This is a genomic window from Candidatus Zixiibacteriota bacterium, from assembly GCA_040756055.1.
Taxonomy (GTDB): domain Bacteria; phylum Zixibacteria; class MSB-5A5; order GN15; family FEB-12.
In genome coordinates this window covers 241,248-254,978 of the sequence record JBFLZR010000002.1, presented here as the reverse complement: position 1 = coordinate 254,978, position 13,731 = coordinate 241,248, and the positions used below count along the sequence as shown (strand labels likewise).

Genomic DNA, 13,731 nt, shown 5'->3' with positions numbered 1-13,731 from the left:
GCCGAGGTTGATTGGAAGTTCGAGTACCAGGAAGGGGAGGATGACGCGGATCTGGGTCATACGGATACGGGGCGGTACTCGTGGCCGAGTTTTTATTTTACGGTAACGATTGACACTGTGACGATGAATTCCGGGACGATGCGGTTGACCGACGATCTGGAGATATCTCTCAATGATGATAAGGGGGATCCGGTCAAGAACGAAGAATATGTGGTGTATCTGGCGACCGGGGAGGTGCGCAAGGGGAAGCTGGATGACCAGGGGAAAGCGACCGAGAAGGATGTCCCGCCCGCCAGGAACCAGGTTGTTTTTCCGAATTTGAAGAAGGCCAACAAACTACCCAGGTAGGATTGCACTTACATGGCTCAGACTGTCAGCGCCACGACGGCGGACGTGTTAATAGCTTTTCAGACCAGAGCCGGTGTTGATGACGATGCGATCATTAAGGCCGGCAACGCGACAATCAAAGGACAGACCGGTCTGATCAAGCCGCAGGGTAAGGGGTATTATGGGCTGAAGATAGAACCTGGCAAGTCGGTGGTGCTGCAGCTTTTCGGGACGGACTATACGGTCAGCTACCAGGAGGCGGACGAAAAGGAGAAGGCCGACAAAAACTGTTTCGCGCTGACCGGGTGGAAAGTGACCGGTGATAAGACGAAGCTGATGGGCGCACAGCGTCGTTTGCAGCTTCTGGGCTATTATTACAACGGTCGCGTGGACGACAAGGGCGGCAAGCTGACCGAGTACGCGGCGCTGAATTTTCAGGCCGATCAGAAACTTCGCACGGACGGAGAAATCGGTCCAAAGACCAAAGACAAGCTCGAAGAGATTTGCGAGAACAATAACAAGAGCGGGTCGACGTATATAATTCGTCGGACGATGCTCAGTTTCGATTGGGCGCCGCATGCCAGTAACGCTGAGGCCATTGGCGGCTGGCCGAAGGATTCGACGCCGCTTATAGACGATCGCGGGTATGCGAAGGTGAAGTCTGACGATATCGATCTTCATGGACCGGTAGTTTGTGTGCAGCGCAAGACAGAGTTTCGGATAAAGGTCATTCGCGAGTTCATCGACCCGTTCGCAATGCTGGTGGCGTCGAGCGATGATGAGAGTCTGGTGGTAGTGAAGTCGCCGAATCCACTTCCGAATGGACAGAAGTTCATCTTGAAACTTGAGGCAAAAGATCCCGGAAACAGCCCGAAGTCGACATCGGTAAGGATAAAGTACAAATCCGGCAAAAATGAGTATGAGGTAGGATCGCTTCAGGTGATAGTCATGCCGCTGAAGGTGGTCAAAGTTCGCGTATACTGGGTAACTATCAAGGATGCCGGAGGTACTTCGATCACCCCGGCCGGTACTCCGGCGGGATCGGCAAACGCCGCACACGTGCAGGCGCTGGCGGAATTTAAGGAGAGCTTTATCATGGTGAAGGCTCTAACCCGGCACATGTGGCGGCATTACGGAATTTATTTGAAGTTTCTTCCGGATCGTTCCAAGACGGTGACGCTGGGGACGGCCGGCAGGGTCAGCAGTCCGCACAAGACCGATTTCGACAGTATAATCAACGCCAACGACGATGCCGGGAATGCATCATCGAAGACAGAAATCAATGTCTGCGTGGTTCATTCTATCGAGAATTATCTCGGTTTGGGGTATGACGCGGTGGATTTTACGTGGCCCAACGGCGTGCTGAGTGTGAAGCATGCGAATGTTCTGGAGTCGGCGCACGTGATGGCGCATGAGATAGGACACTTTTTGAGCCTGGCGAATTGTATCGGGGCAAAGAAGTATATACATGCGGACGATGACCCGGATTCGAACCATAAGAAAAAAGATTTGTGGTCGGTGGCGAAGATGATGTACGCTTATGTGAATCACACTCGCCCTTATAATCTCGGGTTCGGGTACAAGAAGACGGGGAAGAAGGTTACGATCAGGAATCTGCCCAGTGATCCGACCGACAATGAGGTTTACAACGCCAACAAGTGGGCAAGGGACCCGAACTTTTACTGTAAACCGTAATGAGGGTGGAAGCCAATGGGACGGCGGAGTTATATATGGGTCGGTTTGATTGTTGTTGTAGCCGTTTTGTTTTTCGCGATAGATGACCAGAGAGGTGTTTATTTCAATTCGAATTCGCAAATAGACGGGACAGGGAGTATGGATATAAAAGAACTTGAGGAGAAGATTCGCGCCCACGACTGGGATGCTCTCGATATTGTCGATCTGGCGGCTGACAAGACCAAAGCGTTGCCGGTGTTGAAAGAGTTGACCGGTGACCCGGACGCGGAGACGAGAGAGATCGCGTACAACTGTGTGGCGCTGGTTGCGGGCGAGCAGGCGTTGTCAGTAATAGCGACGGCGCTGAGAGACGAGAGCGAGGATATCAGGTCGTTTGCGCTGCAGACGCTACAGGCGACCGATAATGGCCCGATACTGGGCGAGTTGGAGAGTAACCTGGATAGCGAGGATGCGGCGGTTCGCGGCAATGTGGCGCTTTTGATAGGGCGAGTCGATCGAGAATCAGCGTCGGAGGCGCTTCGCAAGAGGCTGGAGGTGGAGCAGGATGAGCAGGTTCAGAGGGGTATCAAGCTGGCGCTGGCGAGGCTGGGTGACAGTGAGATGAAGGATTTGTTCGCGTCGCAGTTCGATGTCGATGATTCGGAGGTTCGCCTGAAAGCAATCTCCGATTTGCGCTATATTGGCGATCCGAAATTGACCGTAAGGGTATTGCCGGCCTTGGATGATACGAGGCAGGCGCATCTTATCACGGACAAGAATCAACCGGTGCCGAAGTATGCCAGGGTGTGCGACGCGGTGGTGAATCTCGTGGCGGAGCTGCATAATAACCCGTTCTCGTTCGAAGTGGACGGATTCAAGATTTACAGCCAGCAGGAAATTGCGCAGGTCAAGGAATTTTTGACCAAGCAGGGCGCGCAATAAGGGAGATTGACGGATATGCCTGATGACAGAACGAATAACAGATTCGAAATAACACTTCCCGATGACTGGGTTGATCAATCGATGTATATCTTCAATGGTCCCGAAGTGGGCGGGATACAGCACAATCTAACGTTGGTGATTGACCAGTCCGTTGAAGATAACGACCTGGATAGGTTCGCCACCGAGAGGCTGGATGCCGTGTTGAGTGTGACGCCCAATATGGAGCTGCTCAAGAAGGAGGTCAAGGCACTTGCGAATGGCAATCAGGTGTGTGATGCGGTGGTGAAGTGGATTCCGGTTGATGGAAAGATAATTTTTCAGAAGCGGGTATATATGATCCTGGGTGGCAGGGGATACACTTTTCTTGCCAATTTCACGAAGCAGACGATGAAAACGATTGGTCTTCAGGTGGAGCAGATGATAAACAGTTTCAGGCCGGAAGCGAGTTAACGGCAGAGCGAGTTCCATGGACCTCAAGTTCAACAAGTCGACCGACAGCGAAGAAGAAATCAAGGTGGATTCATCGCTGGTTTACGCCGAGTGGCGAAGCGGCTGTGCTATAGCCGGCCGGACGGTATCGCTGGAGGTGGCGACGGCGTTTGTCGGTAATGGCGCGACTATCAAGATTACGGGAAAGAGTCGCAAGGGCGAGAAGCTGGGCAAAATCAAGGGCAAGATATTGAACAACAAGTTCGTGGGTGCGCTTGAGGTGCCATCGGATATCGAGATCGGCGACAGGGTATATTTCGAGGCGGAGTTGCCGGACAATTCGCTGTCGGGTAAGTCGGAGGACATACCGGTTGTGCCGGGAATCAATGTGACGAATATGAAGTGGAGCGCCGATGAGGCAAGGAGGGGGGATATTCTTACGCTCACGGCGAATGTTGATAATGTCAAGGATGACACCGAGGCGCTGGTGACGATCTATGAATATGACCGGGACAACGCGCACGACCGGATTACGGAGATTCCGGCGGTGATAAAGGATGAGAAGCTCGAGGTTAGCTGGGAGTATCAGTATCACGAGGACACCGATGAGCTTCCATCGCAGGAGGAGCTGGAGCGTTATGGGGGGTCTTATAATCCGCCGGAGTATTTTTTCACGATAAAGATCTATGATCAGGTTTTCGGCAGGGGGCAGGAGTCGGGTTTACTGGTGTTCAAGGACTGGATTATCATGAGATTTGCCGATGACGACGGGACGCCGGTGGCGGATCATGAGTTCGTTGCGACTCTACCTGATGGTCAGGAAAAGCGCGGGCGGACGGATGCCGATGGAATTGCGAGGGTGGATGGAATTCCACCAGGCCGGTTTTGGATAGAGCTGGTGGAGTCGGATTCATCGGATGATTCGGGAACGCAGTCTGCGAGTTAGATATGGGTGAGATAACTTATACAGTGAACGAAAGCGGCGATGGTGATTCCCGGGTCACGGAGATTCGCACGACGATAACCGCCGCTCAGCGTGGTACGGGTGCCGCCGGCGCGACGGGTTGCGCCGGTGAGGTGTCGCGTTGCGGGCATTTTACATCGGAGCCGGCGGCAGAGCCGGACAGACCATCAGTGGATTTTACGGGGCGTTACGAATGTGATGGTGGCGAGGGCGTTCAACCGTGCACAGTGCAGATCAATCAGGCGGGTGATTACGTTTATGGCTGGTTTCAGATAGATTTTTATGCTCCGGACGGTCGTGGTGGGACGGTGCTGCATGATGCTTTCACGGGCTACTTTAGTGGGGAGGTGGGTTCCAGCGGTGGCCCGGTGGAGGTGGTGATCGAGGCGCCGCAGGGTCAGAGTCAGCCGCGAAGCGGCCATATTTCCAATGTTCGGGCGCACAGCGGGCGTGTCAGAAGCATGAGATTGGCGCTGGACAGTACGGAGTTCCGCGCGTTCAGGGGGAGGTCTTATACCATGCTTCATTGGTTCGACTTGAATTGTGTTTCCAATCAGCCGCGTATGTCTCAGAAGGCGTTGACTTCGATTCGTAATTCGAATCGCGTTCTGTACCAGGCGGAGGCTCATCCACTTCGCACGATGCAGGTGCGGGCGATGCGCCGGTGGATCGAGGAGATACTGGTCCCGCGTATTAATGCGTGTTTGGGTCAGAGAGGGACGAGTCTTATGGGGCCGTTCCACGGGCTTTTTAATACTATCTTCGATGCTTTCTCGGAGCGCAATCTGGGCGAGTTTTTCCGTCAGGAGCAGACTGATCTCGTCAGGACAGTATTTTTACGTGCTCTTGAGACGGTAGGAATGACGTTGCCCGGGTCGGGTGAGGAGAAGGTGATCTTGGAGGTCCTATACCAGATAGCTGATTCGGGGGAGACGGAGGATCAGCGGGGCATTTTCCGTCGTTTTCGGGCGATGTTCGGTGAGCACAACGGGGAGCCGGTACTCCCGGAGCATCTTGGTCGGTACAAGTACAACGTGCGGGTGGAATATCGTCAGGGGAGCCTGCCAATTCCCAGCAGTGGAGTTTCTCTTGGGGGACGTCGAGCGGAGATCAGGATGACAAGGTCGATTCAGCAGGGCAGAAGCTGGCAGCAGGATGGTGATCCACACACGTTCGAGGCTGCAGTTGGAATTGTCAAGGTTGAGTTATCGGGCAGCGCCAGTGGTTCCGGACGTGGGGGCCGGGGGCGGGGCGGCGGCTCCGGTGGCCGGGGTCGGGGACCGGTACCATCGGTCGAGGCAGGTTTAAGCACTTTTGATTTTCAGTCGTATCGGCGCTGGACGTGGGATATGTTTCCGGGGTATTTCGAGGTTTTTGAGGCGCAAGTACAGATAAAATTGCCTTTCGGAATAATACCAGGACCGAGTCTCAGCGATGTTGCGATTTCGTTTTATGGTAGTGGCGATGTTCCTCCTCTCATAGCTGATGTTGAGAACTCAAGTACTATCAGTCTTGACAACGGCACAGAATTTCAAGCGCAGGTTGGGGTTGGCTGGTATCCGGGGTGGTTGTGGGCCGATCGACGGGCTCGGGAGAGATCGGCTGTGGATCCGACCGGGCTCCCGCCGAGTTCAGTGCGATGGGCTGATCGAACATATTTTTGCTTCCCCGTTGATGTGGAGTCGGTTTGTGAGGATGGGCGTGATCAGCTTGGAATAGTGCTGGCGGAGAATCTGATTTTGCTATTAAACGGGCACAGCCATTTGAGGCTGGACGGGCACGCGAGCCGTCCGGGCAGCTCCCAGCACAATATGGTTTTGTCTATCCGGCGATCGCAGTTCGCGCTGCAGGCGCTGGTAGATATCCTTGGTGAGAAACTTGAGATTCCCCTTATAGCCAGGGCCCAGAGCGAAGGGGATGGTACGATCCGGTTGTTTGCGTTTGGAGAGCAGGAGGCGGCAAGGGCCGGAGATCCGGAGTCTATGGAGATATCGGTCGCGCGTCGAGTAGATGTGTCTGTAAACGGCAGTGCTGTTGCCCGTCTGACGGTGACATCGTGACAAAGCGGGTCAGTCCGTGGTTTTGGCTGAAAAAGGCCCTATGGTGCGAAGGTAAAAGGCTTGACATTGAAAATAGCGAAGGTTAATATAAATAGTTATCATTTCAAGGCTTAGTAACAACAGCAAGGTCCCGTTGCGCAGGGGGGTATTGCTAAACCACACAGGTTACATATGGACATTGCCAGTTATTCATCAGATTCAAGATCGATAATCAAGATAGCCAAGGAAGTGGCCGCCGAATTTCGGCACGCCGAGATCGAGGTGGAGCATCTTCTGATAGCTACTTTGCGGCAGGAGAGCTCCGAGGTGGAATCGATTCTGGCGCAGTTGGAGAAGAATCCGAGCGGTATTGTTTCTTTGACGGAGACATACCTGAAGGAGCAGTCCAGCCGGGCCACAGCGCGAGAGAATTTGACGGCCTCGCCGGCCACTCAAACGGTGCTTGCTCAGGCTGTGGATGAGAAGGGGAAGCTTTACGACGCGCTGGTTGAGCCGGAGCATATCTTGATAGCCATTTTCGACCCGAGATCTTCGCTGGCCCCGTATCTTCGCGAGAAAATCGGTATTGCCAAAGAGGATATCTACCGCGCTATAGCCGAGAGCAAGGCGGTGGAAGAGATCGCCTCGACACCATCGAAGCCGGGTGAGGGGAAAGCGGCTCCCGTTGAGGGGAGGAGGGAGGTTGCCGGGACGCTGAAATATTGTATCGATATGACGAATCAGGCGGCGGCCGGTGAATTTGACCCGATGATAGGCCGTGAGTCCGAACTTCAGCAGGTTATCCAGATATTGCTTCGCCGTCGCAAAAACAGCCCGGTGCTTGTCGGGGGGGCGGGTGTTGGCAAGTCGGCGATAGTAGAGGGGTTTGCCCAGGCAGTGATAGACAAGGCTGTTCCGAAGGCTCTCGAGGGTGTTAAGGTAATGTCGCTGGATATGGGTTCGCTGGTTGCCGGCGCAAAATACAAAGGGGAGTTCGAGGAACGTTTTAAGACACTGATTGGAGAAGTTGTCAAGTCCGGCGGGAAGATAATCCTGTTTATCGATGAGATTCACTCTATATCGGGAGCCGGCGGCGGCGGAGGGATGGATGCCGGGAATCTGATAAAACCGGCTCTGGCCAGAGGGCAGATTCGCCTGATAGGGGCCACGACGGAGGACGAGTACAGCAAGCACCTGGAGAAAGACAAGGCTCTCGACAGGCGTTTTGAGAAGGTGAAGGTCGGGCAGCCGAATTTTGATGATGCGGTCAGGATCGCTAAAGGGGTAGTTCCGAAATACCAAGAACACCACAAGATTACCTATACCGAAGAGGCGATTGTCGGGGCGGTGAGGTATTCGCAGAGGTATCTGAGCGAGAGGAATCTTCCGGATATCGCTCTGGATATTATCGATGAGGCGGCCTCGGAGTATCATGTCAAGAAAGAGTTCTCCAAGGTCAAGATTCCGCTTTTGGAGACTCAGATAGTGGAGCTCGAGAAGCTTTTCAAGCAGTGTGAGGGTAAGGACCCGGCGAAGCACAAGGAGGATTTCGATAAGCTCGAGTTGGCATATGACGAGTTTATCCGGAATATGGATCGCATGAGTGGTTTCTGGGGGCATCGCCTCGAGGCGAAGGCGGGAGGTGAAAAATGAAGATCGGAAAGTTTGATATAGAGCTGGCGAAAAAGGATTTTGCCGAGCGGGCCGAGAAGTTTGAAGCGCTGAAGGCGGCGGTTGACAAGCTTGAGGACAAGATTGATGACGCCGAGATAGCGGCGGTGGTTGCCCGCAGGACAGGGATTCCGGTGGCAAAGATGTTGACGGCGGAGAAAGACCGTCTGATCAACATGGAATCATTCCTGAAAAGGAAGATAGTCGGCCAGGAGAAGGCGATTATCGCGATATCGAACGCCATAAGAAAATCACGCGCGGGTCTGAAGGCCAAAAACAAGCCGGTTGGTTCATTTTTGTTTTTGGGTCCGACGGGAACGGGCAAGACGCATTTGCCGAAGCTTCTGGCGGAGTTTTTGTTCGATGACAAGAATGCCATGGTCCGGCTGGATATGTCGGAGTATATGGAGAAGCATTCGGTGGCCAAGATGATTGGCGCTCCGCCCGGGTATGTCGGTTATGAGGAGGGCGGGGTGTTGACCGAGGCGGTCAGACGCAAGCCGTTCTCTATTGTTTTGTTTGACGAGGTCGAGAAGGCGCATCCCGATGTGTTTAATCTGCTGCTTCAGTTGCTCGATGATGGCCGTTTGACGGACGGTCAGAGCCGTACGGTGGATTTTTCGAATACGCTGGTAGTGTTGACCTCGAATTACGCCGCTGACAAGATTCTCGAGGCGGACCGTGAGGGGCGTGAGGTTGATATGGAGGAAGTGCGCGGCTTTTTGTTCAGCAAGTTCCGTCCGGAGTTTCTAAACCGGTTAAATGATATTATCGTGTATCATTCGTTTACCCAGGATCAGGTGGAAGTGATTGCCGGGCTGGAATTCAACAACCTGACAGATCTGTTGAAGGACCTGGATATCAAGGCTGAACTTACGCCTGAGGCGCGGCACAAGCTCGCCGAGGATGGATATACGCCGGAGCTTGGGGCAAGGCCGATTCAGCGGATAATAGAGAAGGATATTATAAACCGTTTATCGGTTGATATAATCACAGGGGCGGTATCTCCGGGTGATAATATTTTGGTTGAAGTAAAGGACGGAGGTTACGTCTTTACTAAAAAGGAAACAAGTTAAATCAATAATGATATAACGGAGGACTCAGATGGCCAAATTCATACTTGGTGCAACCGAGCGGGTCAAGAAAGATGATTCGGTACCGGTTGAGTTGCTGCCGTCCAACAAGCTGCTGTACGCGGCGAAGTTGAACAATGACGAGGACAGCGACGTGACACCGGTCAGGTGCAACAACCTCAAGGAGGTGTTCGAGAAGTTCCGGCCTTCGTTCGAGGCGGAGCTGGAGGATCCGGATGGTCAGTCGATCAACGCGCATTTTGAGGTGAAGTCGATGAAGGACTTCACATCGAAGGAGTTGATCGAGAACAATGACGCGCTTCGTCAGACCTATTACAGCAAGGAGATGCTTGCCGATCTGGACAAGCAGTTGAAGAAGAACAACGCGCTCAAGAAGACTCTGGATGACAAGGAAAAGAAAGAGGCACTGTTGAAGGTGGCGCGTTACTACATAGACCTTCTCAGCGAGTAGAAGAGAGGTGAGATACTATGGGTGAAGAAGAAAAAAGAGAAATGCAGCCCGCGGCGGCGTCGGCTCAACCCGAAGCGGCCCCGGTGGAAAAGATATCGGAAGATGAGTTCGCGTCGATTTTGGGCGATTCCTTTGGTGATTTCAGCAAGCTCGCCGCTCTTTTGCCGTCGTTTAAGACAGCCGAGGGGGATCTTGTTCGCGGTGTGGAGTGGCTAGATCCGAAGAAGGATTTTCAGCGCAAGGAATTTTTGACCAAGGCGGATTTCGCCAAGCAGCGTCAGCTTCTGGCTCAGCGCCTCAAACTCTGGACGGAGCATCTGTCCAAGGGCGGCAGCCTGGATGATATTCGCAAGGGTATCAACGAGCAGGCGGCCAAGTTTGAGGCCAATCTTGAGAAGAACATGAAGAAGGTACACCGGGCGAGTCGCGGGTTGGAGACGACCTATCGCGCGGTTGACAAGTTCTTTGCCAATGCTCAGCAGGAGCCGGATGAGAAGGTCAACGCGTATTTCGCCAATGTGAGCGGCGAACAGTTGACCGATCCCAACGACAGGGAGAAGTTCGAGGAGCTTGCGAAGGCGGTATCGGATCTTTTCCGCGAGTGGAGCGTCAAGGACGCGTTTGCCATGTTCGTGGTTCCGGGCTATCTGGGCAGTGTGGAGAACATCGACACCGTGGCTCGTCAGCTTGGACTTCCGAACAAGGTACATGTCATGACGGATCTTCCGAATTTCGAGAAATTCGAGGAGGTTATGGACATGCTGGAGGATCCGGCGTACGCGAACCTTCCGGGTATCGACGACTACAAGCAGTATGTATCGGTGTTCGCCAATTACATCATGGCGCGCGGAGCCAATCAGTACGAAGATGATGATATGTGGATCCCGCCGTCGGCGGCGGTGGCCGGCAAGATGTACCAGGGTGACACGACGGTCGGTATGCAGCAGCCGATGGCCGGTTTCAAGTATGGTAAGATTGCGGACGCGAAGTATCTTCGCTTCAAGGCCAATCAGCCTGACGCCAGCAAGATTAACGAGAAGGGCGTCAATCCGATGGTGAGTTTTGAGGGCACGGCGGTGGCGATGGGTGCTTCGACGCTATTCACCAAGGAGACATTCAACGTATATTCCATCCGTCGTACTTACGATTATGTCTACAAGACACTTCGCAACTATCTCAACAAGCAGACGTTTTCGGTCATTGATCAGCGGTTTATCGATACGATGCGCAAGGACATCGACAAGTTCATGAAGGCGATTTCCGGTGGTGACAATATTCTTCAGGATTACAAGGTTGATATTTTCGCCGACGAGGAGATGCGTAAACGTCAGGAGGTCGATGTCAAGGTCAGCTTGAATCCCAAGTATCCGGCCCGGACTTTCAATATCGAGTTCGTGGCCTGGGGTGAGGGTGACCAGACCAACGTCAAAGACAAGTAATTTTCAATCGGCGCTGGGCCGGGGTGATCCCCGGCCTTGTCGTCAAGCAGATGGGCAATAATTAGCAGACTTATAACCTAAACTAAAACGCAGGTGGAGGTTACCACTTATGGCACGCAGACCAATCTTAGAGATTGACGGTGTAAAGTACAAGAATGTGTACGAGGTTTCTTATGAGATCTACACCGCCAAGGACGAGACCGGGCGCCCTTCGGATCGCGCCCATGCGGGGACGATCAAGGTTACCCGTGAGTCAGACGAGAACGATGCTATCGCTGCCTGGGCGATGGATTCCAGCCAACCGAACTGGAAAGCCGGTTCGGTATCGTTTAAGAAGCCGGATGATTCGGAGATGAAGGTGCTTAGCTGGGAAGAGGGCTTCATCACGAAGTACGAGGAGCGCATTCCGCACCTTAAGAACAAGCCGGATGACCAGGTTTTCGAGTATTTTGAGATTTCCTGCCACAAGTTGACGATAGGCGGGGCTTCGCTCGACAATCGCTGGGAAGAATAGTCATGGTTAGACGGGCCGGGTGGGCAGCAGTCAACCCGGCTTCGTCTTTAACAACGACAATGGTCGGAAAGTCCTTATGGCAAAAATTCAAACTCCTTGTGTTTGTACGATCAAGATCGACAACAAGGAATTAAAGCACAACGTGTCATCGGTTCAACTTGATCAGTATGTTGATGATCATCACGAGTTGAAGATTCAGATCAAGCAGGTTGGCAAAGCCGCGAGGGACCAGGATTTTGATGATCCCGGCAATTACACCGGGTTTCTGGGCAAGTCGGTGGCTATGACTATTACTCCGACCGGCGGGCAGGTGGAGCAGTCGCGCGAATTGGAGTTTATCGGGCTGGTCACCGAGGTCAGGCTGGAAAACAGTATTGACGGCCTCAACACGGTTTTGATTGTGGGCAAGAGTCCGACGATAACGATGGATGGCGCGCCGCAGGTGGCATATTTCCAGGATCAATCGGCGAGTGACATGATCGGTTCGATTGTTTCGAACTATCCAATCACGCGCGGGACGGTCGAGTCGACCGGGTCGTCGATCAAGTACAGTGTGCAGTATCGTGAGACGGACTGGAAATATATAGCGAGGCTGGCCGAGGCGGCGGGTCGTTATTCTTACTATGATGGTAAGGAGTATATGCTTCGCAAGGCCACGGGCGGGAAGGTCGAGGATTTGAACTGGCGTGAGACGCTGGGTGCTTTTTCGCTGGGTCTGGGGACGGCGCCAAGCCAGTTTACATCGAAATCGTGGGAATACGGTCAGAAGACCGCTCTCGAGGGTCAGGTTGACAGCGGTGTTCTTCGTTCGGCGCCATCGGACATGGCCAAGGTCTCGATAGATGCCTCGAAGAAGATGTTTTCGAAAGCGGGGTATATTTCTACTGAGAAGTCGACGGATCAGGCCAGTGTTGATTCTACTCTCGGAGGCAACGTGGAGAGCCAGGTTGGCCGGATGGTTGCCTGTACGGGTGAGTCGATCGTCCCGGCGGTGAAGGTTGGGCATTGTGTGAAGGTTAAGGGGATGGGGAAGATTGACGGTTTGTACTGGGTTAACCGGGTGGTACATTATTTTGACGAGAGCGGCAAGTACCATAACGAGTTTTACAGCTCGCCTCTTGATATATCATTCCCCGCAAAGAAGACGAAGCGTCCATCGCTGACCAACCTGCAGAGCGGTATCGTGACGAGTCTTGATGATCCGGAGGGACTGGGCCGGATCAAGGTGCGGATTCCGGCGCTGGGGACGGAGACGCTCTATGTTCGTTACGTATCGCCGCACGCGGGTAATAATCACGGGTGGTTGAGTCGCCCGGAGATTGATGATGAGGTACTGGTGGGGTACGAGAATGGCAACGCCGATCTGCCGATTGCGCTGGGGTCGTTGTATTCGGGTACGGATACGCTTCCGGCGACCACTGACGACAAGAACGAGATAAAGGTGTTTCTCACCCGCGGCGGCAACGAGATCAAGTTGACGGACAAAGATGGCGAGGAGGAGATTTCCATCAGCACCAAGGATGGCAAGAACCAGATCGTGCTGAACATGAAGACGCCATCGGTGAGCATCAAGACCGATGGAGATTTAAGCCTGGAGAGTACCGGGGATATGAGCCTCAAGGGCAAGAACATCAAGATAGAGAGTGACGCGAAGATTGACGTGAAATCCGGTGCGGACCTGAATCTGGATGCCGGCGCCAACCTGAAATCGAAGGCCAGCGCCAACCTGAATGTTGAGGCCAGCGCTCAGTGTGTTATTAAGGGCGCGATTATCAACCTGAATTAGAGCGACTATGGATTATCTGGTGATACCTTTTGCGCTGAGAGACGGTTACCTCGGGAGAGGGACGATGCAGGAATCGATCACTTACTCGGTGGGGCTTCTGTTGAGCACTCGCCAGGGGGCGATGCATTTTGATCCCGAGTACGGTTGTGATATCTGGAACAAGGAGTACTCGGATTTGTACGCCGCCAACAAAGCCGACATCCGCGCCAGTCTGCGCAACGCCATCAACGTATACGAAGAGAGATTGTACAATGTGTCGGTTTCGTTTGTGAGTGTGGAGGATAGTGCGCCGCATTCGCTGGGGCTGGCGGTGAGGGTTACGGGCAATTACAAGGAAGGCAACGAGGAAAAGAAGTTTGACGCCAGTTTCGTGCTGGGTTGATGAATCGTTGAGAGACTAG

12 protein-coding genes are annotated in these 13,731 nt (G+C 53.4%); all 12 read left to right on the top strand.

Annotation, left to right across the window (positions count from 1 at the left end; genetic code table 11):
• Positions 1–360 precede the first annotated feature (360 nt).
• Entirely contained in the window at positions 361–2,022 is a 1,662-nt protein-coding gene (locus tag AB1483_04470; protein MEW6411714.1) for a peptidoglycan-binding domain-containing protein, read from the top strand.
• A 138-nt stretch (positions 2,023–2,160) separates the two neighbouring features.
• Positions 2,161–2,943, top strand: a complete 783-nt coding sequence (locus AB1483_04465; protein MEW6411713.1) for a HEAT repeat domain-containing protein — start codon at positions 2,161–2,163, stop codon at positions 2,941–2,943.
• Positions 2,944–2,958: 15 nt separating this feature from the next.
• A complete protein-coding gene (locus AB1483_04460; protein ID MEW6411712.1) occupies positions 2,959–3,393 on the top strand; it encodes a DcrB-related protein in 435 nt (144 codons plus the stop codon).
• 16 nt (positions 3,394–3,409) lie between these two features.
• A complete protein-coding gene (locus tag AB1483_04455) occupies positions 3,410–4,318 on the top strand; it encodes a hypothetical protein (protein MEW6411711.1) in 909 nt (302 codons plus the stop codon).
• Positions 4,319–4,320: 2 nt separating this feature from the next.
• Positions 4,321–6,396 carry a hypothetical protein gene (locus AB1483_04450; protein ID MEW6411710.1) on the top strand — a complete coding sequence of 692 codons (2,076 nt, stop codon included), beginning with the start codon at positions 4,321–4,323 and terminating at the stop codon, positions 6,394–6,396.
• Positions 6,397–6,567: 171 nt separating this feature from the next.
• Positions 6,568–8,028 carry a Clp protease N-terminal domain-containing protein gene (locus tag AB1483_04445; GenBank protein MEW6411709.1) on the top strand — a complete coding sequence of 487 codons (1,461 nt, stop codon included), beginning with the start codon at positions 6,568–6,570 and terminating at the stop codon, positions 8,026–8,028.
• A complete protein-coding gene (locus tag AB1483_04440; protein MEW6411708.1) occupies positions 8,025–9,122 on the top strand; it encodes an AAA family ATPase in 1,098 nt (365 codons plus the stop codon). The genes AB1483_04445 and AB1483_04440 overlap by 4 nt, the downstream gene beginning before the upstream one ends.
• 28 nt (positions 9,123–9,150) lie before the next feature.
• Entirely contained in the window at positions 9,151–9,591 is a 441-nt protein-coding gene (locus AB1483_04435) for a type VI secretion system contractile sheath small subunit (GenBank protein ID MEW6411707.1), read from the top strand.
• Between the two features lie 17 nt (positions 9,592–9,608).
• Positions 9,609–11,030 carry a hypothetical protein gene (locus tag AB1483_04430; protein ID MEW6411706.1) on the top strand — a complete coding sequence of 474 codons (1,422 nt, stop codon included), beginning with the start codon at positions 9,609–9,611 and terminating at the stop codon, positions 11,028–11,030.
• Between the two features lie 109 nt (positions 11,031–11,139).
• The gene (gene tssD, locus AB1483_04425; protein ID MEW6411705.1) at positions 11,140–11,544 is read left to right on the top strand and encodes a type VI secretion system tube protein TssD; all 405 of its coding nucleotides are present in this window, start codon (positions 11,140–11,142) and stop codon (positions 11,542–11,544) included.
• 76 nt (positions 11,545–11,620) lie between these two features.
• Positions 11,621–13,330 carry a phage baseplate assembly protein V gene (locus AB1483_04420; protein ID MEW6411704.1) on the top strand — a complete coding sequence of 570 codons (1,710 nt, stop codon included), beginning with the start codon at positions 11,621–11,623 and terminating at the stop codon, positions 13,328–13,330.
• Between the two features lie 7 nt (positions 13,331–13,337).
• The gene (locus AB1483_04415) at positions 13,338–13,712 is read left to right on the top strand and encodes a GPW/gp25 family protein (protein MEW6411703.1); all 375 of its coding nucleotides are present in this window, start codon (positions 13,338–13,340) and stop codon (positions 13,710–13,712) included.
• The last annotated feature ends 19 nt before the right edge of the window (positions 13,713–13,731 follow it).